Origin of the sequence: Mesorhizobium sp. M1027, assembly GCF_040318745.1 — a bacterium.
Lineage (GTDB): Bacteria > Pseudomonadota > Alphaproteobacteria > Rhizobiales > Rhizobiaceae > Mesorhizobium.
Genome location: NZ_JAMYMW010000001.1, coordinates 485050 through 505759, shown reverse-complemented (window position 1 = coordinate 505759; position 20710 = coordinate 485050). Strand labels below are relative to the sequence as shown.

Below are 20710 nucleotides of genomic sequence, written 5' to 3'. Positions count from 1 at the left end.
CCGCGCCATTGTGGCGGCGCTTTTCTCGGTGCTCCTGGCGTCCTGCACCTCGGCCGGCGACCCGACCATGTCGGTCGGCATGCCAGGCTACAATACCTCGGCTACCGAAATCAGCACGGCCGCCGGTGCGCCCCAGGCCAGCACGGCCGCATCATCGTCGCAGATGACAACCGCACAAATGACGATGAATGCCGACGGTGACGCCAACCTTCCCGAGCAGGTCGCCTATGTGCCAATAGCCAAGCCAGGGGCCAAGCCCGATGCCGGCTTCCCGATCGCCGTTCCAACGGCAGCCGAGACGATCGCGGGACACACGCCGCAGCCGCTGCAACCAAACGCCCAGACGGCCGAACAGGCCGTGGCACAAAACAGTGCTGATGCATCGAAGCCCGACGCCAAGGCCGCCGCGCCGGCGATGAACAACCCGGTCTATGTAACCGCCGGCGAGATGCCGCAGCCACAGGCCTACGCACCGAAGAAAAACTTCCTAGCCTCGCTGTTCAGCGCCACCCCCGCTTCGGCAGCATCGCCGGCCAACAGCAGATCGGGCGGGCAGCCAACGGCCGTGCAGGCCAAGGCGACGCCTGCGGCGAAACCCACCGTTACCTTGGCCTCGGCCAATCCGGCTGAAAAGCCGGTGCAGTTGGTGTCGACCGGCGATACCAGCCATTTCACGGCCGATGCGCTGCCGGGCGTGCGCCAGACGGCGTTGTTCGAGATCAAGCGCAAATCCGGCCTCGACGATGAGAGCGACGTCGATCTCAACGAAGACGAAGGTTCGGGTGGTGCCTACCAGGTCGCCTCCGCCGCCGGCCTCGCCAGGCTCGCGCCCAACGGCCTCCTGAAACAGAACGAAAGCGTCGATGTCGCCTGCTTGAAGCCGTCGCTGGTTCGCGTGCTGAAGACGATCGAAGGCCATTACGGCCGCAAGATGACGGTCACCTCCGGCTATCGCGACCCGGCCCGCAACCGCCGCGCCAACGGCGCCAAGAATTCGCTGCACATGTACTGCGCCGCTGCCGACATCCAGGTCCCCGGCGTCTCGAAGTGGGAACTGGCGAGCTACATCCGCACCATGCCGGGCCGCGGCGGCGTCGGCACCTACTGCCACACCGAATCCGTCCATGTCGATGTCGGCCCCGAGCGCGACTGGAACTGGCGTTGCCGCAGGCGCGGTTAGGGAGACGTTCTTCGGCCACAGCGAAGTCCCCTCGGCGACGTTGCAGCATGCTGCAAAACCAGCTTGGCTGTCGGAAAGACGCGGTTTGGAGCCAAAGGAAAAAAGTTGTCGCAGCCGGCGGCAGACGGGTTGCCGGTTTGTCGCGACGCAACTATAAGCGCTCACATCTGAGCGCGCCCATCGTCTAGCGGTCAGGACACCGCCCTTTCACGGCGGTAACAGGGGTTCGATTCCCCTTGGGCGTACCAGCAATTTCAACTTGGCATATGTCTATCGCCAGCGTGATGCTGGCAAACCTGGCCGGACCCCACCCACTCTGATGGGGTGTCAGCAAAGGGGCGAAGACAAACTGCGGATGTGCCGAGGGCTCCCTACGCCCGCAGTCCCCTCGCCTCGCCGCCGCGCTTGCGCGGAGGAACCATCATGTCCCTGGCAAGCAGGCCGCTCACCCGGCAAAAGGCCATGAAGGCCCGCCATGCGTCTTCGGTCTCGACGATGTCCACCGTGGCGCCAAAACAGGCATTGAACGCAGCCTGGTAGGTTGGCCCCTTCCGGCGAACCGGCCACGTTTGCAGGAAATCGAGCGCCTGCTCGACACTGTAGATTTCCTCGACCGGCTGGCTGGGCACAGGCGCGATACGCACCGGCACCGCAAATTGCAGTCTGTCCATTCGACCTCTCCCGAACCGACACCCCCGCAGCAACATCGTTCGGCATAAAAAGTTGCCGTGGCGGCTTCATGCTTGGGCCGACTTCTCGCCTAGAAATGTGTCGTCACTGCGGTAGCCAAATGAACCGGTCGGGAGCATGGGCAGCTACAGGCAAGGAGAGTGCCCCAAAGACCTGAATATCGCCGGTCTTCGGTCGTCGCCGGCAGTTCGTCCTTGAACCTTGCGCCTTCCAGTGCCAAATCTGGGGAGATTTCTCTGGCGGGGGCTCATCCAGCCCTCGCATCCCTGCAAGACGGACAAAAATGGTCACCTATCTCGACGCCGCCACGGCACCGCTCAGAAACACCGGCCAGATCCGTCTTTACGACGAGGAAGGCTTTGTCGGCATGCGCAAGGCTTGCGATCTCACCGCGCGCTGCCTCGACGAACTGGTATCGATGGTGGCGCCCGGCGTCACCACCGAAGCGATCGATCGCTTCGTCTTCGAGTTCGGCATGGACCATGGCGCGCTTCCGGCGACACTCAACTACCGCGGCTACACGAAATCATCCTGCACCTCGATCAACCACGTCGTCTGTCACGGCATACCCGACAGCAAGCCGTTGAAGGATGGCGATATCGTCAATATCGACGTCACCTATATACTCGACGGCTGGCATGGCGACTCCTCACGCATGTATCCGGTGGGCACGATCAAGCGTGCCGCGGAGCGGCTGCTCGAAGTCACGTATGAGTGCCTGATGCGCGGCATCGCGGCAATCAACCCGGGCGCCCGCACCGGCGCCATCGGCGCCGCCATCCAGACCTACGCCGAAGCCGAGCGTTGCTCGGTGGTGCGCGATTTCTGCGGCCACGGCGTCGGCCGGCTGTTTCACGACGCGCCGAATATCCTGCATTACGGCAGCGCCAGCGAAGGCGTCGAGATGCGGCCGGGCATGATCTTCACCGTCGAGCCAATGATCAATCTCGGCCGGCCGCATGTGAAAGTGCTGTCGGACGGCTGGACCGCGGTGACGCGCGACCGTTCGCTGTCGGCGCAGTACGAACACACGATCGGCGTCACCGAGACCGGCTGCGAGATCTTCACGCTGTCGCCAAAAAACCTCGACCGCCCCGGCCTGCGGGCCTAGTGTCTGGCAGATCGGGGCGTTACCGTGCCCGGCAAATGCTGGGTGGGGCAGCCATGAACGGTGACGACGACGAGCGGGCCTTCTTTCCCGAAAGGCCGGTGCGATCGCCCGCGAAGGCGGTGGCCGCCGACAAGCCGCATTATCTCGGCCATCGCGACCGCTTGCGCGAGCGCTTCGCCGCCAGTCCTAACACCCTCCCCGACTACGAACTGCTCGAGCTTCTATTGTTCCGGCTGATCCCGCGCGCCGACACCAAGCCGGTCGCCAAGGCCTTGCTGGCACGCTTCGGTACATTGGCCGAGGTCCTCGGCGCGCCCGTCGAGCGCCTGCAGGAAGTGAAGGGCATAGGCCCGATGGTGGCGCTCGACCTCAAGGTGGTTGCGGCAACGGCGCAACGCATGGCGCGCGGCGAGATCGCCGGCCGCGAGCTGTTGTCGACCTGGACGCAGGTTCTCGAATACTGTCGGTCGGTGATGGCCTTCGAGGAGCGCGAGCAGTTCCGCATCCTGTTCCTCGACAAGAAAAACGCGCTGATCGCCGACGAAGTGCAGCAGGTCGGCACCGTCGACCACACACCGGTCTATCCGCGCGAGGTGGTCAGGCGCGCCCTGGAGCTCTCTGCCACGGCGATCATTCTGGCGCATAATCATCCGTCGGGAGACCCGACGCCGTCGCGCGCCGACATCGAGATGACCAAGCTGATCATAGAGACGGCCAAACCGCTTGGCATTGCCGTTCACGACCACATCATCATCGGCAGGAAAGGCCACTCCAGCATGAAGGGCCTGCTGCTGATCTGAGGTTTGGCGTTGTTTTCAGCTTTGTCCGCTGTGCGCCTATGTACCGCAACCTCAAGGCGGTCGGCTCGATAAATTCTGGCGCCGAGGCTCAGCTGGCCGTGCGCAGGCGCCGCGATCGGACAAATGTCTTAAGTCCCTCGGAGTCTAACGGGTGGCCGAAGGCATAACCCTGCAATATGTCGCAGCCCAGGCCCTTGAGTAGCCGTGCGTGCTGCATCGTCTCGACGCCTTCCGCCACGACCTCGATACCCAGCGATTTGCCGATTTCGATGATCGACGAGACAACCTGCCTTCTCTGCGGCGATTTGACGATTGGGGTGACCAGCTGCCGATCTATCTTCAGCCGGCGCGGCTGCAACTTCAGCAAACTGACCATCGAAGCGTAGCCGGTACCAAAATCGTCTATTTCGATGTCAATCCCCAGTTCTTTTATTTGCTCGATGTTCCACGTGACAAGATCGTCGTTCTCGTCCAGGAAAATCGACTCAACAAGCTCGAACGAAACTGTTCCTCTCTTGATATCTTGTTCTCGCAGGCTCTTGATAAGCTCCTCGTCTTGAAGGCGCCTCGCCGAGACATTGACCGACACCCGTGGAATGTTAAGTTTTGCAGCGGACCACTCTTCGAAATCCGAAAGCGATTGCTTCAATATGGCTTGGTCGATGATCGAGACGACGTTCAGTTCTTCCGCAATCCTCAGGAAGATGTCGGGCGCCAAAATACCCTTTACTGGATGTTGCCACCTCGCCAGCGCCTCAACCCCAACGATTTCGAGCGTCTTTGCGTCAAATTGGGGCTGGTAGAACGGGATGAACTCGTTGCGCTCGAGGCCGCCGAGAATTTCGTCGGCAATCCGTTTTGTATCGACGATTTCGCTTTGCATCGCGTCAGTGAAGAATTCGTATCGATTGCGCCCTCGGCTCTTTGCTCGGTAAAGCGCGATATCTGCGTTCACCAGCAGGTGTTTGGCTTCGACATCTTTTCCGTTGTCGACAGCTATACCCACGCTGACGCCAAAACGGCACCGGTGGCCCTGATAATAGACGGGCTCGCGCATCTGGCTGATGACCCGATCGGCAAGCAGCGCCAGTTGCTTGGTATCGTCGCGTACCACGCACAGAACGATGAATTCGTCTCCTCCAATGCGGGCGACGAATCCTTCGTCGCCGACCTTCGATCTGAGGACTGTCGACGCGTGAACCAGCATCGCGTCACCGGCGGCGTGGCCCAGCGTATCGTTGATGTGCTTGAACCGATCCAGATCGATGTGAAGCAGTGCCGCACGCCCGCCTGAGCGCCTGGCGTTTGCCGCGTAGTCTTCCAGTACCTGGTCGAGGTAACGCCGGTTGGGCAAGCCGGTCAGCGAGTCATGAAGCGCAATGTGCTCTATGCGCGCCTTGGCCGACTCGAGTTCTGCATTTTTCGACTCCGACAGCTGTTTTGCGCGAACCAGATCCTTGTTCAGCAGGACGTCGGCAGTCACGTCCCATTCCGCGCCGATCATTTTTGGGGTGTCGTTTGTGGCCCGGTAAAGGATCGCCTTGGACCGGACATGACGGACCTCGCCATTCGGGCGCACAATCCGGTACTCCGACAAATATGGTCGTCCGCTGGCCACCGCCGTATCGAAATCTGCGTTGGCGCCAGCCAGATCATCTGGATGGATCGCTCCCGCCCAGTCTGTGTAGCCCCGGTGCTCCCCCGCTGGTTTGCCATATATTTCATTGACGCGTTCATCCCATGTAAGCTCGTTGGTCGCGAGATCGTGTTCCCAAACCCCGATAGCCGAAGCTTCCAGAGCGAGTTCGAGGCGTCGTGACAATCGGCGCAATTCCGCATAATTGCGCTGTCTTTCGCCTATCAGACGACCAGTGACCAGGAAAGGGAACACAACCAAGGCCCCGGCCGTCGCCATGATCGCGCGCAACAACCATGCGTTACTTGGCGTCGAAGGCCAGCCGTTCTTGGGAATGGCAGCGAGCTGCCACGAGCCGGAAGGAAGCAAAACGTCAGCCGTCACCGGATCGCTTTTGCTGATCTCCTCATTGCCGTAGAATTGACCACCTCGGTGACCGAGGGCGTCCCTGCCGATCAGCGCTACGTCGATCCCGAGATCGTCGTCAAGCATGCCGCTCGCTTTGTAAAGGCGCTGCACGTCGACAACGGCTGAAATAATGCCCCAGAACCTTTCCGTGTTGCCCGCGCTGGGCACGAAAACCGGAAAGCGGCCGATGAAGCCTTGTCCCCCCTGCTTCAGCTCGACGGGACCGGCAAGCACCAGCTTGCGTTCATCTCGCGCCCTCAGCGCAGCCGCACGCTGCCGCTCGTTCTTGCGGTAGTCCAGGCCCATCGCCTGCTCATTACCCTCCATCGGGTACATCAGGGAAACGACCAGATCGGGCGCGCCGGCAATATTGTTCAATTGCGAGTCGGCGCCAAATAGATTGCTCGCCAGCGAGGCGAAGCGTTGCTGTCCCATATAAGGCTCGGTCACGACGGCGGCGACCAATCCACGCACGAGTTGAAGGTTTCCGTTGATATTGCCTTCGAGCTTGGCGCGGATGAGATTGACCTTGGTCAACACGTCCGCACGGACGGCCTGGTCCGAGACGACTTTGTTCTGGTGCTCCGCGAACGCGGCGCTGATAAGTATGACGATAAGCGCGATCGCCGCCGGAATGTTTGCCGACGAAAAGACGACCTCCTTGATGCCGCCGAACTTAGCGCGGAAAAAAGCCAATAGGCGATTCCTCAAGTGCCATTTCAGGTTCCCGGGTCGACCCGATGAGGAACATTAGCTTTCAATGTTTAATGTCACCTTCACGCTCCTTAGAGCTTTTGCGCTTTCCGACCCGTTGCTGATGTTGCAGGCCCGAGCGGCTGGAGCCAGCTGCCGATTTCCACTGACATCGTCCCACTGATTGAGTTGAGATGCGCTGGCGCCGGCGATCCTTCGGAAGATCGAGGAGCGCGAGCGATTGCAAACTTCGACGCTCCGACCCGAGTACTCAGGAGCGTCGACCTGGACTAGTGCCCCTCGATCGCCTTGGGAGACACAAGGTATGGTATCTTGCCGATGCTACGCTTCGTCGCGCCAATGGAATAGGCCATCGGTATCTTGGGAGAGTTCTCTGGCAAGCCGTACATATCCTTGCCGGCCCGCACGGCAAATGAAAAGTGCTGCCACGAAACAGTGTCATGCTCATTGAGAAAATCGAGCGTCAGACCAGCTGAAATCAGCGCATTCACCACGTCACTGATCGGGTGGATCCATTCATAATAGCGAGGATGCTTCAGGATGCGGTCATCGCCGGTGTAGGTCAGTTCCTCGTTCCAGGCGAGCGGCCGAGCTATCGGCGTTCGCCAGTCGTGCTTCAATTCCAGGGCCGCGGCCTTTCGATCGCACTGAAACATCAATGGATGGCCCTCGGCCATGTAGAGACGGCCGCCGGGTCTCAGGAGGTCGGCAACCACCCGCGCCCAACGGAACACGTCGTCCAGCCAGTTTACCGAGCCCCATGTAACGTAAGCGATGTCAAAGGTCCGACCGAGCGCTTCCACCGCTTCGAACAGTGGCGCTTCCACGAAGCGCACGTCGGTGCCTGCCTTCGCAGCAAAATCCCGCGCCGCCGCGATCGCCGCCGGTGAAAAGTCGAGCCCCGTCACACTGCCTGCGCCGAGATTCTTCAGGCTGATCGTGTCGAGGCCGATGTGACACTGCAGGTGGACGATATCCTTGCCGGCAATATCGCCGACCTCGCGCGTTTCCAGCTCATAAAGATTGGATCCGCCGGCCAGCACATTCTCGATGTGGTAGCTGCCCGTTGTGTCGGTCGAGTGCAGTTCGGCCCGATCATCCCAATTAAGGCGGTTCGCACCCAAAAACCGTTCCAAATTCCCCCACCCCTGACTGACGCATGGTAAACAAGTCGTTAAAGTACCTTTGCAGCGAAAGTATCGCGCGTCAATCCGGACCGGGCGGCAGTTTGCCACCGTTCGCGGACACCATAGCTTCTGGAACGCTTGCCGCAGATCAAAGGCTTCTGGCGCAGTCGCCGCGCTTGGCAATAAGACCCTGCAGGCGCACCTGACGCCATCCTCGTGGTCTGCATGTGGATTGTCGGTTCCTCAGCCCGGCACAGCCACCATCGCGACATTTCGGGAGAGTTCGTTTGTGGGGGCACCTGCGCCCGCCGTGCCGTTCGTGAGTGCTCGGTAGAGTGCCACATAATCGCTGCACATGCGCTCGACCGTGAACCGCTTCTCGAACGTCTGCCGCACTCGTGCGCGATCGAGGCAGTCTATGCGCCGGAGCGCGCCCACAGCTTCCTCCACCGTATCCACGATCCATCCGGACACACCGTCATCGATGATCTCCGGGACGGCGCCACGCCGGAACGCAATTACCGGCGTACCGCAGGCCATTGCTTCGATCGTCACGAGCCCGAAGGGTTCCGGCCAGTCGATCGGGAACAAAAGCGCTTTCGCATTGCCCAGAAAATCCGCCTTTTGCCGCTCATCGATTTCGCCAATGAACTCCACGTTCGAATGCCGCAGCACTTGCGGCTCGACCCTTTCCTTCCAGAACGACTGGTCCACCTTGTCGATCTTGGCGGCGATCTTCAGGGGAAACCCCGCCCGCACTGCTATTTCTATGGCCGCTTCCGGCCCCTTTTCCGGCGAGATGCGACCGAGAAACGCAAGATAGCCAGAGGTGTTCGGGTGGAATGGCAGAAGATCGCGTGGCAGGCCATGATGCACGGTTCCAATCCAATTGACTGGCGGCACGGGCCGGCGCTGGTCGAAGGAGATCGAGACCAGGGGAACATCGTCGAACATAGCATAAAGTTGCGCCAGATCGGGCAGGTCGAGCCTGCCGTGAAGCGTGGTAACCGTTCGTCTGGCAAAATCCCGAATGATGGGGAAGTGCAGAACATCGACGTGGAAATGCAAAACGTCGAATTCATCGGCTCGCCGGCGCACCCGTTCAAGCATCATGACGTGGTGCGGACCACCGTCCTGGACCCTGGGATTCAGGCGCAGCGCGACGTCGCAACACGGCACCAGCTCGGCTGAGGTACGAGAATCGGCGCTGGCGAACAACGTCACCTCGTGGCCCTGTCGGACAAGTTCTTCGGTCAGATACGAAACAATTCGCTCGGTTCCACCGTAGGTTCGGGGCGGCACGGATTCGGTTAGTGGCGCGATCTGGGCTATTTTCATTTAGAAAATCTTTTCGGCGGCGACCGCCGTCTTTCAAACAAGCTTCGGCGGCAACCAAGACAAGCGAGAGCTTCTCGTTGCGAAGTATTCTATGCAGAGCGTATTTATAGTTGTGCCTTCCGTGCTCCTCCCGTGCAAGCAGGTTGCCCTTATTCAACTCCTCTGGATCCAAGAACTGCGATCCATAAGAAATGTTTCACCGGCTCGATAAAAAGACAGAATGAGCTACGCGCCGCCGCCCCGCCGCCCCCTGACAGGCAGCTTTGGATCGCTCGATCACCACCAAGTGATCCAGGCGTGCCGGTGCCGAATGGAACATAAAGCCCGGAATTCAGTTAGATAGCCGGATTTGGCTGGAGTACCGCCAGATGCGAATTCCAGCTGGGCAGGGCACTACCGTGACACGGAGTGAGCGGCTTCGGGCGCATCTCGCCGAACTCAGGCACCACCTTGCCGAACTCGGGAGCCATAAACGCTCCCTATGGAGGATGCCATGAACCAGTGGACAAACGCCAGGCTCTGTGACGTAGCCAACCTGATCCTTGGGGCAATTCTGTTCTTCTCTCCCTGGATCTTCACGTTTGCGGCAGGCCCGCAGACGCAGAACGCCCTCGGCAGCGGAATCTTGATCGTCGTGCTGTCGGTTGCCGCCCTCGCAGCATTTGCCGTGTGGGAAGAGTGGGTGAACCTGGTCGTCGGGCTGTGGGTTCTCGTATCGCCCTGGGTGCTTGGATTCCAGGCGACAACGGCGATGACCGTGCATGTCGTGATCGGCATTCTGGTCGCGGTGCTGGCGGCGATCGAGCTCTGGATGATGTATCAGAACCCGCCGACCCAGTCGGCCGCCTAGCAGGCGCAGCCAGCCAGCGCCCTTTTTGGGCCTGACAGATCGATCGGTCGTCTGCCGGCCTCTCGGCAACAGCCGCCGGAGGCCGGGTAGGCGGTTGTCTGGACGAGAACCAAGAAGGATGGCGCATCATGGTCGGTGACAATCCGCGTTCGACGGCCAGGATTGCAGGACATCCCGTTCATCCGATGCTGGTGCCGTTTCCGATCGCCTGCTTCGTCGGCACCCTGCTGACGGATCTGGCCTACTGGCGAACAGCGGAGATGATGTGGGCTGACTTCTCCGCTTGGCTGGTTACCGTCGGCGTGATCATGGGCTGCCTTGCAGCGATCGCGGGGCTGATCGATTTCCTGGCCAATCCGCTGGTAAGAGCACAGCCCCCCGCCTTGCCGCACGTGCTAGGCAATCTGCTGGCGCTGGCGTTGTCCATCATCAACATGCTCGTGCACACCCGCGATGCATGGACCTCCATCGTTCCTACCGGCTTGATCCTCTCGGCGGTTGTCGTGCTCATCCTCATCTTCACCGGTTGGCTGGGCTGGTCCATGGTTTACCGGCATCACGTCGGAGTGGCGGATTGATGCGCGTAGAAAGCTCCATCAGACAAGCCGGGCGCATCACGGTGTCCGTGCTCATTTGCACTGCGGCGATCACTCTTGCAGCGTGCAGCGGCAACGACCCGGATCCCAGCAGTCAGATAGGGCCGAATCCAAACCTGCCCGAGCCGATCCAATATTTCTTCCCGCCCATGCATCTCGCTTCCGTGGTCGGGTGGAAGAACGACGAAAAGCCGACCGTCGCGCAGGGGCTCCAGATCCAGGCCTTTGCCAACGGCCTGCAGCATCCGCGGTCGCTTTATGTGCTGCCCAATGGCGATGTCCTGGTGGTCGAGTCCAAGGCGCCGGGCGGCGAACCGATCAAACGGCCCAAGGATTTGGTGATGGGCTGGATCGAGTCCTGGGTCACCTCGGGCGGCGACAGCGGCCCGAGCAACCGCGTTACGCTGCTGCGCGACGCCGACGGCGATGGCAAGCCGGAGCTGACCAGCGTCTTCCTCGACCACCTGAGCTCCCCCTTCGGCGTGGCGCTGGTGGGAAGCGATCTCTACGTCGCCAATACCGATTCCATCGTCCGCTATCCCTACAACACCGGTGAAACCAAGATCACCGCGCCCGGAACGCCGCTAACCGCCCTGCCCGGCGGCCCGATCGACCACCATTGGACGAAGAGCCTGGTGGCAAGCCCCGACGGCTCGCTGCTCTATGTCGGCATCGGCTCGAACAGCAACGTCGCCGAAAACGGCATCGAGGCCGAGAAGAACCGCGCCGCCATCTGGCAGGTGGACAGGGCCACCGGCCAGTCGCGCATTTTCGCCAGCGGTTTGCGCAATCCAAACGGCCTGAGCTGGGAGCCGCAGACCGGGGCGCTCTGGGCCGTGATCAATGAGCGCGACGAGCTCGGCCCCAATCTCGTGCCGGATTATCTGACCTCGGTAAAGGATGGCGGCTTCTACGGATGGCCGTACAGCTATTATGGCCAGCATCTCGATCCCCGCGTCATGCCCCAGCGTCCGGACCTGGTCGCGAAAGCGATCGTTCCGGACTATGCGCTGAGTTCCCACGTCGCCCCTCTGGGACTGGCCTTCTATACGGCAAACAACCTCCCCGAGGCATATCGCGGCGGCGCTTTCGTTGGCGAACACGGCAGCTGGAACCGCACGCGCTTCAATGGCTACAAGGTGGTGTTCGTACCATTCAACGGCGGCCATCCTAGCGGCGTCGCTACCGACGTGGTGACCGACTTCCTGAACAAGGACAACAAGGCGCGCGGCCGGCCTGTCGGCCTGGCTGTCGACAAAACCGGGGCCCTGCTCATAGCCGACGACGTCGGCAACACAGTTTGGCGGGTGACATCTGCCGGCAAATAAGGTGACGCCGCTCCCTTCGTCGAGCTGTCGGTCGAGCAGGTGGAAGGTATCCCCGGCGATCGCCGTTCCGGTGGTTCTGCCAGGCGCATTCGGCGTGCTCGCCATTGCCTTCCGCTGTCACCGCCGAACCGAAGGACCGCCAGCGCCGCGAAATGGTATTTTTGCCCTTCCCACAGCCGGCTCTAGAATTTTCATCGCAAATCAAGTTATGATGCACTTGGTATTTCCCGGGACGGCTTGCGCCGCTTGGAATACCGGGAGGAACCGGGACATGGCCGTTGCGCTTGTACTCGTTCTGATAGTCGTGGGCTCGGTGTTGTTCCACTTCCTGAGCCCATGGTGGTGGACGCCGATTGCCTCGAACTGGGACTATATCGACAACACCATCATCATAACTTTCTGGATCACCGGCGTCGTCTTCGCCGCCGTGGTTCTTTTCATGGCCTATTGCGTCTTCCGCTTCCGTCATCGGGAAGGCAATCAGGCGGCATATGAACCTGAGAACAGGCGGCTCGAATCCTGGCTGACGGTCGTCACCGCGGTTGGCGTCACGGCTTTGCTCGTTCCTGGCCTGTTCGTCTGGAGCCGGTTCGTTAACGTTCCAAGCGACGCAACCGAGGTCGAAGTCGTCGGCCAGCAGTGGCAATGGAGTTTCCGCCTGCCCGGCAAGGACGGCAAGCTCGGCACATCCGACACTCGCGACGTCAACGCTGAAAATCCACTCGGCGTCATCGCCACCGATGCCAACGGCCAGGACGATGTCGTAGTGGAAGCGGCCGACCTGCACCTCCCGGTTGGCAAACCGGTCAAGATGCTGCTCCGCTCGATCGATGTGCTGCACGATTTCTACGTGCCGGAATTCCGCGCCAAGATGGACATGATCCCGGGCTCGGTCACCTATTTCTGGTTCACTCCGACCAAGACCGGAACCTTCCAGGTCCTGTGTGCCGAACTCTGCGGCCAGGGACATCCGATGATGCATGGCGTGGTCATGGTCGATACGCAGGAAGACTATCTGGCGTGGCTTGGCCAGCAGCAGACTTTTGCGCAGCTGTCCGCGCCCCAACAGATGGGCTCGGCAGAGTAGGAAACCGAAACGACGGTGCGCCGTCGGGATTGAAAATAGTGCGGCAAGCCCGAACTGTCGGGCTGGCCGAAAAGGGCACGGAGGTGTTCCTATGGTCGATATCACACCTGCAGATGCGGTACCGCCGGCCGAAGTCGCGGAAATGGAACTCTACCATCCGCACAGCTGGTGGACGAAATACGTTTTCTCGCAGGACGCCAAGGTCATTGCCATCCAGTATTCGGCGACGGCGACAGCGATCGGCATGGTCGCGCTGGTGCTTTCCTGGCTGATGCGGCTGCAGCTCGGCTTCCCCGGCACATTCGACTTCATCACCCCGGAAGCCTACTACCAGTTCATCACCATGCACGGCATGATCATGGTGATCTACCTGCTCACCGCACTCTTCCTGGGCGGCTTCGGCAACTACCTGATTCCGCTGATGGTCGGCGCTCGCGACATGGTCTTTCCCTATGTCAACATGCTGAGCTACTGGATCTATCTGCTGGCCGTGCTGGTTCTGGTGTCGAGCTTTTTCGCGCCCGGCGGACCGACGGGTGCCGGCTGGACGCTCTATCCGCCGCAGGCGATCATGACCGGTACGCCCGGCGGCCAGGACTGGGGCATCATCCTGATGCTCGTCTCGCTGATCCTGTTCATCATCGGCTTTACTATGGGCGGCCTGAACTATGTCGTGACGGTGCTGCAGGGCCGCACGCGCGGCATGACGCTGATGCGCCTTCCGCTCACTGTCTGGGGTATTTTCACCGCCACCGTCATGGCGCTGCTCGCCTTCCCGGCGCTGTTCGTCGCCTGCGTGATGATGCTTCTCGACCGGGCGCTCGGCACCAGCTTCTTCATGCCGGCGATCGTCGAGATGGGCGAACAGTTGCAGCACGGCGGCGGCAGCCCGATCCTGTTCCAGCATCTGTTCTGGTTCTTCGGCCACCCGGAGGTCTACATCGTTGCGCTTCCGGCCTTCGGCATCGTGTCCGACCTGATCAGCACCCATGCGCGCAAGAACATCTTCGGCTACCGCATGATGGTCTGGGCCATCGTCGGCATCGGCGCGTTGAGCTTCGTAGTCTGGGCGCACCATATGTATGTCAGCGGCATGCATCCCTATTTCGGCTTCTTCTTCGCCACCACGACACTGATCATCGCCGTTCCGACCGCCATCAAGGTCTACAATTGGGTGCTGACGCTGTGGCGCGGCGATATCCACCTCACCATTCCAATGCTTTTCGCCCTCGCCTTCATTGTTACCTTCGTCAATGGCGGGTTGACCGGCTTGTTTCTCGGCAATGTCGTTGTCGACGTTCCGCTGTCGGACACCATGTTCGTCGTTGCCCATTTCCATATGGTCATGGGGGTCGCGCCGATCCTCGTGATTTTCGGGGCGATCTACCACTGGTACCCAAAGGTCACCGGCCGGATGCTGAACGAGACACTGGGCCGGTTCCACTTCTGGATCACCTTCCTCGGCGCCTATCTGATTTTCTTTCCCATGCACTATCTCGGCTTGATGGGCGTGCCGCGGCGCTACAACGAATTGACCGACATGACGATCATGACGGAATCCGCCCACCACCTGAACTCGTTTATCAGCATCATGGCTTTTATGGTCGGTTTTGCCCAGATTGTGTTTCTGTTCAATCTCATCTGGAGCATCCGCCATGGCCGCGAGGCTGGCGGCAATCCGTGGCGGGCAACGACGCTCGAGTGGCAGACGCCGCAAACACCGCCCGCCCACGGCAATTTCGGCAAGGATCTGCCGATCGTCTATCGCTGGGCCTATGACTACAGCGTACCGGGAGCCAAGGAGGACTTCATACCACAAAACGTTCCGGGCTCCTTCGCGCCCTCCAGGGAGCCGGCATGAGCGTAATCCTGGTCTTCCTGCTCGTGATCGCCGGTATTGCTGGGTGGTGGCTTTCCCATCAGCGGCTAATGACGAAGCCGTGGCTCGAGCAAAGCATGGCCGGGGATTTTGTCGCTCTGGACCGATCGGCGCTGCCGACCGCAAAGATCGGCCTCGGCGTCTTCCTTGCCGTCGTCGGCTGCCTGTTCGCGCTGTTCACCAGTGCTTACTTCATGCGCATGGCGCTGTCGGATTGGCGGCCGCTGCCCATCCCGCCCCTGCTCTGGCTTAACACCGGCGTACTGGTCTTGAGCAGCATTGCGATACAGTGCGCTTCGCTCGCGGCGCGCAAGGGTCAAGTGGACATGGTCAGGCTCGGCCTCGCCACAGCTGGACTCACGGCGCTCGTCTTCCTGATTGGACAGCTTGTGGCATGGCGGGAACTGAGTGCGGACGGCTATTTTCTGGCATCCAATCCGGCCAACAGCTTCTTCTACCTGCTAACGGGAATGCATGGCCTGCATATACTGGGAGGACTGGTCGGGCTGGGCAGAACGAGCGTCGGCGCCTGGAACGGAGCGCAGCCGCAGCGGCTTCGCCTCAGTGTCGAGCTGTGCGCGATGTACTGGCATTTCCTGCTTTTCGTCTGGCTCGCCATCTTTGCGCTTCTGGCCGGCTGGGCTTCGACTTTAATCGACATTTGCCGAGGGTTGCTGACCTAGGAGGAACGGGCGGATGGCAGAGACGACACTGGCCCACATCGGCCGAACAGAGCCGCGGCCCGCAGGCTGGCAAGGCATCGCCGCCGACTGGTCCTCGGATCAGCGGGCGTTCAAGAACGTGTCCTGGGGCAAGGCCATGATGTGGATCTTCCTGCTCAGCGACACGTTCATCTTCGGCTGCTTCCTGCTCTCCTACATGACCGCGCGTATCTCAACACGCGTGCCATGGCCCAATCCAAGCGAGGTCTTCGCCCTGCGCATCGGCGGCTCCGACATTCCGCTGATCCTTATCGCCATCATGACCTTCGTGCTGATCTCGAGCAGCGGAACGATGGCCATGGCGGTCAATTTCGGCTACCGCCGCGACCGCCGCAAGACGGCAGTCCTGATGCTCTTGACCGCAGCACTCGGCGCGACCTTCGTCGGCATGCAGGCCTTCGAATGGACCAAGCTGATCACCGAGGGCGTGCGGCCTTGGGGCAATCCCTGGGGCGCTGCACAGTTCGGCGCATCCTTTTTCATGATTACCGGCTTTCACGGCACGCATGTGACGATCGGGGTGATCTTCCTGATCATCGTGGCGCGAAAGGTCTGGCGCGGGGATTTCGATGTCGAACGGCCCGGCTTCTTCACCAGCCGGAGGGGGCGCTACGAGAACGTCGAAATCATGGGGCTCTACTGGCATTTCGTCGACCTGGTCTGGGTGTTCATTTTCGCATTTTTCTATCTTTGGTGAGAGGCAGGACATGGCTGAAGCAACCGCAAACGGCCTGGGACAACACGCACTGGACAGCGCCCATAGGCATGATGCGACGACGACCGCCGTTACCCCGGCGGAGGTTCATCAGGAGCACCCGATCAAGCTCTATCTGGTGGTGTGGGCGTGGCTGTTCATCCTCAGCACCTGCTCCTATCTGGTCGACTATTTCGGTCTCCATGGCTATCCTAGATGGTCGCTGATCCTGATCTTCATGATGCTCAAGGCCGGACTGATCGTCGCCATCTTCATGCACATGGCCTGGGAACGGCTGGCGCTGACATATGCGATCATCCTGCCGCCGGTGCTGGTGCTGGTGTTCGTGACGATGATGGTCTTCGAAGCGGACTACACGCTTCTCACCCGAATGGCGTTTTTCGGGGCCGGGCCCTGACATGCAATCCGGATCCACGCGGTCCGGTCCTGGAGCCTTGAAACAATCCACGGCTGGTCCATTTCTGTTGGTACTGGAGACGACAGGCGATGCTGGCGTTTCCACATGCGTCGCGAACACCAGCAAGGGGCGCCCAAGATGACCATCGCAAACAGATTGAAGGACTTCATCGATAGGAAAGGAATTTCCTACGACACCGTCGAGCATCACCGCACCGCGACAAGCAGACAATCCGCCATTGCGGCACATGTGCCCGGCAGCATAATGGCCAAATCGGTGGTCGTTCACCACGACCGTGGCTACGCGCTCGCCGTGGTTCCAAGCACGCACAGGATAGAACTCGCGACATTGCAGGATGTCATGGAGAAGCCTCTTGGACTTGCCTCCGAAGACGAGGTGGTCTCGTTGTTCGGCGATTGCGACGTCGGCGCTGTGCCGCCGATCGGCGCTGCCTATGATGTGCCGGTGGTTCTCGATGAAAGCCTCGGCGACGCTCCCGAAATCTATTTCGAGGGCGGCGACCACAAGACGCTTGTGCATGTGAGCGGCAAAGATTTCCGCGACCTGACAAAGGACGCGCGCCAGGCCCGTTTCAGCCACCCCGCCTATTGAAAGCTCTGCCTCACCCTGCCCGCACCGGCACTTTCGCCGGTGCGGGCAGAGTGCATTTTTTCAGCTCACGGTCTGGTCGCCGGCGGCGATTCCACAACTTTCCGGTAAACATGCCAGGTGGCATGGCCAAGGATCGGCAGCACGACTGCCAACCCGGCGAACACTGGCAGCGATCCGATGATCAGGGCGACGGCGACAATAAGGCCCCACACCGCCATCACGATCGGGTTGGCCAGGACAACGCGCACCGAGGTGTGGATAGCTTCGTAGGCGCCGACATCGCGGTCGAGCAACAACGGGAATGCGACGACCGTGGTGCACAACACAACCGCGGCGAACACGAAGCCGATGGCGTGACCCAGGATGATGAGCGTCCAGCCGCGTCCCGTGGCGAATATTTCACTGATGAAGCTGGACAGCGATTGCGGCGGCGCCGGGCCGAACAGGGTCTGGTAAAATATCTGGGCCGTCAAAAGCCAGGCGATGAAGATCGCAAGCAGCATGACGCCGACCGCTGCAATAGCCGGCAGCGCTGGAGAACTCCTGACCTCAAAGGCGTGTCTCCACGACGCGTCGAGCCCGGCTTCCCGCCGCCGGCTGATCTCATACAGGCCGATCGCGGCGAACGGACCAATCAGCGCAAAGCCGGACACAAGCGGAAACAGCAACGGCAGCGTGTTGTTGCCTGATGTCCAGACAGCAAGCACGACTCCGGCAATCGGATAGATCAGGCAGAGAAATACGATGTGCGACGGCTTGACCATGAAATCATCGACGCCACGCCTGAGCGCATCAAAAAGATCGGAGACACCGATTTTTCGAATTCTGGTGTGTTCCAGCGTCTCGCTGGCGCCTGCTATCACGTGAAAGCTTGCCATGACCATTCCTCCAGACCAGGTCCGGTAAGGTCGCGTTTTACGGTGCTGCCGTTCTGCATGATTGGCCCACGCAAACCGCGACCTGCACCATGATCAATATACTCTCATGCGGGGGACTTGTCGCGCTTTGTAGGAAGGCCCGGGAGTAGGAGGTCCCGGGTAGCCCGACTAGCTACGGACGTGGTTCTTCGATATGCTCTTCTAGTCGAAGGTGAAGGTCATGGACGGAAGGACAGTTCTCATACTCGGCCTTGGCGTCGTTATTCTGCTGTTGTTGGGATTTTGTGCTCTGCCAACGTGATGTTTTGAGCCGGGGTCAATAGCCGGCTGAAGCGATCACTCGCATTACAATGGTGTCGGCAAGCAACGCCGCAAATATTGCGAAAAGATAGACAATCGAATACGCAAACATCGCCTTTGCCGGCTTCATGTCCTTGTCGGCGACGAGAACCTTCCAGGCCTGCCAAATGAAACCTGCACCTAACGCGGCTGAAGCAGTGCCGTAATATCCGCTCGCGAAGCCGAAGCCCCAAGGGAGCACGCCGATTGGCGCCAAGAGCAGCGAATAGGCGAAGATTTGTTTTCTGGTCGAGTGCTGGCCGGCCACATTCGGCATCATCGGGATGCCCGCCGCGGCATAGTCGCCGACCTTGAAAAGGGCCAGCGCCCAGAAATGAGGCGGCGTCCAGAGGAAAATAATCAGAAACAGAATGAGACTTTCAATGCCGATTGCGCCGGTTGCGGCCGCCCACCCGATTACCGGAGGAAGGGCGCCTGCCGCGCCGCCTATGACGATATTCTGTGGCGTCGAGCGCTTCAGCCACACTGTGTAGATAACGACATAGAAAAAGATGGTGAACGCCAACAACGATGCGGCGAGCCACCCCACCAGCACGCCGAGCGTCATGACCGACAGTGCGGAAAGCACCAGACCGAAGCCGAGAGCTTCGCCAGGCGTGACGCGACCGGACGGAATTGGTCGCTTGGACGTGCGAGACATCAAGGCGTCTATGTCTGCGTCGTACCACATATTGAGCGCGCCGGCGGCTCCCGCTCCAACCGCGATTGCGCCGATGGCGATTACGGCGATAACTGGATTCATCACGCCGGGCGCCATCACTAGGCCGACGAAGGCAGTAAACACTGCAAGCGCCATGACCCGTGGTTTCAAGAGCGCAATGAAATCACCCGCCGTCGCCTCCGAGAGGCGGATGCCGGTATCCTTGAGACGGCTTTCTTCAGTCGACATTCAGACGACCACCGATGGGAACGGCAGCCTAGCCGCCCAATGTCTTTTTTGCAACGAGCCGCCCTCCCCACCGACACTGCCGGCAGATTGCGGCCGAGGCTATGCCTCGACCTGTTTGCGATACCAAGATCCGGCGGAAGAGCCGCGCTATTTGGAGAATTGCTTCAGGTAGGCAATGACATTGGCGATGTCCTCGTCTTTCTTGAGGCCGGGAAACGCCATCTTCGTTCCTTTGACCATCGCCTTGGGATCGCGAAGGTAGGTCGTCAGCGTGGCTTCGTCCCATTTGACGCCCGACTTGCCGGCCTCGGTCATGGCCTTGGAATAGCTGAACCCTGGATGCGTGCCGGCCGTTCGGCCGATGACGCCGTTCAACGACGGACCGACCTTGTTCTGATCCTTGTCTGCGACGTGGCAGACCTTGCATTTGGCGAAGACCTTCTCACCCGCCGCGGCATCCTGTGCCCGCAAGGGGCCGGCAACGACGGTCGCGACGGACATGACGATAAAAAACACAATGGCACGCATGGCATTTCCTCCCTGATCGCCAATTTACCCTGGCTGACCTGCGCAGGCCGACATTTAGTCCGCTGGCATGCGCTCTTGAATGGCAGAACGGATATCCACTGCTTGGAGTTTGCGGCACCTACATACCACGGAACCCGGCCGGCAGGTAGAGTTCGATCATGCAATGGATTAATGCGGACAATCCGCTCAAGGCAATTTGGTGTTGCAGGTGGTGGCGATCCGGCCGACCGCCTCTTCAACTCCGGCGAGGTCAAACTCGGCTTTGCCGCGCCCCGACAGCAGCCCGAACCGCCAGGACAGCAGCAACCGGTCCGCGGAAATCAGTCGCCTGATGCCATCGGCACCGTCGCGGACCAGCATCCTGCTATGCGGCCCGACCGACCAGCTTTCGTTGAGCTTGGCGGATTGGTCGACAGTCACCGACATGGCGATGGTTCGGCTGGCGGAAACGGTGTCGCTCAGCTGCAGCCATTCGCTCCAACGCGGTTCGCCGGCGGTCCGGCAGGCGATCGTCAACACCGGGCTGTAGCTCAATGCGCCGCCACCGGTGATGAGCTTGTTGGTCGCGTAAAGCGAGGCGGTGACAAGGCCATCGCTGCTCTTGTCGAACCGCCAGTTATCGAGAACCGTATCAGCCTGGGCAATGCCGAAGACCGACGCAAGCAGGAACGCCGCCGCCGCCACGCTTCCGATACCGAAGAACTGTCTCAACGATGCCTCCAACAACCGCTGCGATTTCGCAACCCAGCGCAGATAATCATCAAAGCTTCGTATCGCTACCTCGACCGCCAGATACGTGAAATCCGTTGCGTCTGCGCCACAACGAAAAAGGCCGCCTCGAGAAGGCGGCCTTTCGGAATTCAAC

The 20710-nt window shown here is 60.5% G+C and carries 20 protein-coding genes and 1 tRNA gene; 13 read left to right on the top strand and 8 right to left on the bottom strand.

The genetic code is table 11. The features are described 5' to 3' along the window. Positions 1–10 precede the first annotated feature (10 nt). Positions 11–1180 carry a YcbK family protein gene (locus tag NKH50_RS02420; RefSeq protein ID WP_352876450.1) on the top strand — a complete coding sequence of 390 codons (1170 nt, stop codon included), beginning with the start codon at positions 11–13 and terminating at the stop codon, positions 1178–1180. Positions 1181–1353: 173 nt separating this feature from the next. After that, a tRNA-Glu gene (locus NKH50_RS02415) sits at positions 1354–1428 on the top strand. 123 nt (positions 1429–1551) lie between these two features. On the opposite strand, the gene NKH50_RS02410 is transcribed toward NKH50_RS02415, so the two are convergent. Then, the gene (locus NKH50_RS02410) at positions 1552–1851 is read right to left on the bottom strand and encodes a DUF982 domain-containing protein (RefSeq protein ID WP_254818355.1); all 300 of its coding nucleotides are present in this window, start codon (positions 1849–1851) and stop codon (positions 1552–1554) included. Between the two features lie 302 nt (positions 1852–2153). On the opposite strand from NKH50_RS02410, the gene map reads away from it, so the two are divergent. Next, positions 2154–2981: a type I methionyl aminopeptidase gene (gene map / locus NKH50_RS02405; protein WP_352751297.1), complete on the top strand. Its 828-nt coding sequence runs from the start codon at positions 2154–2156 to the stop codon at positions 2979–2981. Positions 2982–3034: 53 nt separating this feature from the next. Next, entirely contained in the window at positions 3035–3781 is a 747-nt protein-coding gene (radC, locus tag NKH50_RS02400) for a RadC family protein (protein WP_254818353.1), read from the top strand. An 88-nt stretch (positions 3782–3869) separates the two neighbouring features. Here the strand turns inward: radC and NKH50_RS02395 are convergent, their stop codons facing one another. The 3 genes from NKH50_RS02395 to NKH50_RS02385 all read right to left on the bottom strand — a co-directional run bounded on the left by NKH50_RS02395 (position 3870) and on the right by NKH50_RS02385 (position 9004). Then, entirely contained in the window at positions 3870–6449 is a 2580-nt protein-coding gene (locus NKH50_RS02395) for a bifunctional diguanylate cyclase/phosphodiesterase (RefSeq protein ID WP_352704654.1), read from the bottom strand. A gap of 359 nt (positions 6450–6808) precedes the next feature. Beyond that, entirely contained in the window at positions 6809–7675 is an 867-nt protein-coding gene (locus NKH50_RS02390; protein WP_254818352.1) for a class I SAM-dependent methyltransferase, read from the bottom strand. 234 nt (positions 7676–7909) lie between these two features. After that, entirely contained in the window at positions 7910–9004 is a 1095-nt protein-coding gene (locus tag NKH50_RS02385) for a glycosyltransferase family 4 protein (protein WP_352508760.1), read from the bottom strand. Between the two features lie 493 nt (positions 9005–9497). On the opposite strand from NKH50_RS02385, the gene NKH50_RS02380 reads away from it, so the two are divergent. The 9 genes from NKH50_RS02380 (at position 9498) to NKH50_RS02340 (ending at position 17190) form a co-directional block, all read left to right on the top strand. After that, positions 9498–9854 carry an SPW repeat protein gene (locus NKH50_RS02380; RefSeq protein ID WP_254818350.1) on the top strand — a complete coding sequence of 119 codons (357 nt, stop codon included), beginning with the start codon at positions 9498–9500 and terminating at the stop codon, positions 9852–9854. Positions 9855–9982: 128 nt separating this feature from the next. Continuing rightward, positions 9983–10432, top strand: coding sequence for a DUF2231 domain-containing protein (locus tag NKH50_RS02375; protein ID WP_352689959.1), 450 nt, complete (start codon positions 9983–9985; stop codon positions 10430–10432). Continuing rightward, complete coding sequence (locus NKH50_RS02370; protein WP_352876445.1) at positions 10432–11778, top strand: PQQ-dependent sugar dehydrogenase; 1347 nt, start codon at positions 10432–10434, stop codon at positions 11776–11778. The genes NKH50_RS02375 and NKH50_RS02370 overlap by 1 nt, the downstream gene beginning before the upstream one ends. A gap of 271 nt (positions 11779–12049) precedes the next feature. After that, complete coding sequence (coxB, locus tag NKH50_RS02365) at positions 12050–12865, top strand: cytochrome c oxidase subunit II (RefSeq protein WP_254818347.1); 816 nt, start codon at positions 12050–12052, stop codon at positions 12863–12865. 91 nt (positions 12866–12956) lie between these two features. Next, positions 12957–14726: a cytochrome c oxidase subunit I gene (gene ctaD / locus NKH50_RS02360; RefSeq protein WP_254818346.1), complete on the top strand. Its 1770-nt coding sequence runs from the start codon at positions 12957–12959 to the stop codon at positions 14724–14726. Next, positions 14723–15427 (top strand): cytochrome c oxidase subunit 3, encoded by a 705-nt coding sequence (locus tag NKH50_RS02355; RefSeq protein ID WP_352508764.1) that lies wholly within the window; start codon positions 14723–14725, stop codon positions 15425–15427. Before ctaD ends, NKH50_RS02355 begins: the two co-directional genes overlap by 4 nt. A 13-nt stretch (positions 15428–15440) precedes the next feature. Next, a complete protein-coding gene (locus tag NKH50_RS02350; protein ID WP_352876441.1) occupies positions 15441–16163 on the top strand; it encodes a heme-copper oxidase subunit III family protein in 723 nt (240 codons plus the stop codon). Between the two features lie 10 nt (positions 16164–16173). Further along, positions 16174–16578: a cytochrome C oxidase subunit IV family protein gene (locus tag NKH50_RS02345; RefSeq protein WP_352876438.1), complete on the top strand. Its 405-nt coding sequence runs from the start codon at positions 16174–16176 to the stop codon at positions 16576–16578. A gap of 138 nt (positions 16579–16716) precedes the next feature. Next, entirely contained in the window at positions 16717–17190 is a 474-nt protein-coding gene (locus NKH50_RS02340) for an aminoacyl-tRNA deacylase (RefSeq protein ID WP_254818342.1), read from the top strand. A 65-nt stretch (positions 17191–17255) separates the two neighbouring features. Here the strand turns inward: NKH50_RS02340 and NKH50_RS02335 are convergent, their stop codons facing one another. The 4 genes from NKH50_RS02335 to NKH50_RS02320 form a co-directional block, all read right to left on the bottom strand. Then, a complete protein-coding gene (locus NKH50_RS02335) occupies positions 17256–18068 on the bottom strand; it encodes a DUF2189 domain-containing protein (protein WP_254818341.1) in 813 nt (270 codons plus the stop codon). Positions 18069–18384: 316 nt separating this feature from the next. Further along, on the bottom strand, positions 18385–19317 hold the full coding sequence (gene cyoE / locus NKH50_RS02330; RefSeq protein ID WP_352876434.1) for a heme o synthase: 933 nt from the start codon (positions 19315–19317) through the stop codon (positions 18385–18387). 147 nt (positions 19318–19464) lie between these two features. After that, positions 19465–19818 (bottom strand): c-type cytochrome, encoded by a 354-nt coding sequence (locus tag NKH50_RS02325; protein WP_502906836.1) that lies wholly within the window; start codon positions 19816–19818, stop codon positions 19465–19467. A gap of 213 nt (positions 19819–20031) precedes the next feature. Then, on the bottom strand, positions 20032–20556 hold the full coding sequence (locus NKH50_RS02320; RefSeq protein WP_352479775.1) for a hypothetical protein: 525 nt from the start codon (positions 20554–20556) through the stop codon (positions 20032–20034). Positions 20557–20710: the final 154 nt, after the last annotated feature.

Excerpts from the sequence above, each read along its gene's own strand:
- NKH50_RS02410 (WP_254818355.1), bottom strand. The coding sequence starts at position 1,851 with ATGGACAGACTGCAATTTGCGGTGCCGGTGCGTATCGCGCCTGTGCCC.
- map (WP_352751297.1), top strand. The coding sequence starts at position 2,154 with ATGGTCACCTATCTCGACGCCGCCACGGCACCGCTCAGAAACACCGGC.
- radC (WP_254818353.1), top strand. The coding sequence starts at position 3,035 with ATGAACGGTGACGACGACGAGCGGGCCTTCTTTCCCGAAAGGCCGGTG.
- NKH50_RS02385 (WP_352508760.1), bottom strand. The coding sequence starts at position 9,004 with ATGAAAATAGCCCAGATCGCGCCACTAACCGAATCCGTGCCGCCCCGA.
- NKH50_RS02380 (WP_254818350.1), top strand. The coding sequence starts at position 9,498 with ATGAACCAGTGGACAAACGCCAGGCTCTGTGACGTAGCCAACCTGATC.
- NKH50_RS02375 (WP_352689959.1), top strand. The coding sequence starts at position 9,983 with ATGGTCGGTGACAATCCGCGTTCGACGGCCAGGATTGCAGGACATCCC.
- NKH50_RS02370 (WP_352876445.1), top strand. The coding sequence starts at position 10,432 with ATGCGCGTAGAAAGCTCCATCAGACAAGCCGGGCGCATCACGGTGTCC.
- coxB (WP_254818347.1), top strand. The coding sequence starts at position 12,050 with ATGGCCGTTGCGCTTGTACTCGTTCTGATAGTCGTGGGCTCGGTGTTG.
- ctaD (WP_254818346.1), top strand. The coding sequence starts at position 12,957 with ATGGTCGATATCACACCTGCAGATGCGGTACCGCCGGCCGAAGTCGCG.
- NKH50_RS02355 (WP_352508764.1), top strand. The coding sequence starts at position 14,723 with ATGAGCGTAATCCTGGTCTTCCTGCTCGTGATCGCCGGTATTGCTGGG.
- NKH50_RS02350 (WP_352876441.1), top strand. The coding sequence starts at position 15,441 with ATGGCAGAGACGACACTGGCCCACATCGGCCGAACAGAGCCGCGGCCC.
- NKH50_RS02345 (WP_352876438.1), top strand. The coding sequence starts at position 16,174 with ATGGCTGAAGCAACCGCAAACGGCCTGGGACAACACGCACTGGACAGC.
- NKH50_RS02340 (WP_254818342.1), top strand. The coding sequence starts at position 16,717 with ATGACCATCGCAAACAGATTGAAGGACTTCATCGATAGGAAAGGAATT.
- NKH50_RS02335 (WP_254818341.1), bottom strand. The coding sequence starts at position 18,068 with ATGGCAAGCTTTCACGTGATAGCAGGCGCCAGCGAGACGCTGGAACAC.
- cyoE (WP_352876434.1), bottom strand. The coding sequence starts at position 19,317 with ATGTCGACTGAAGAAAGCCGTCTCAAGGATACCGGCATCCGCCTCTCG.
- NKH50_RS02325 (WP_502906836.1), bottom strand. The coding sequence starts at position 19,818 with ATGTCCGTCGCGACCGTCGTTGCCGGCCCCTTGCGGGCACAGGATGCC.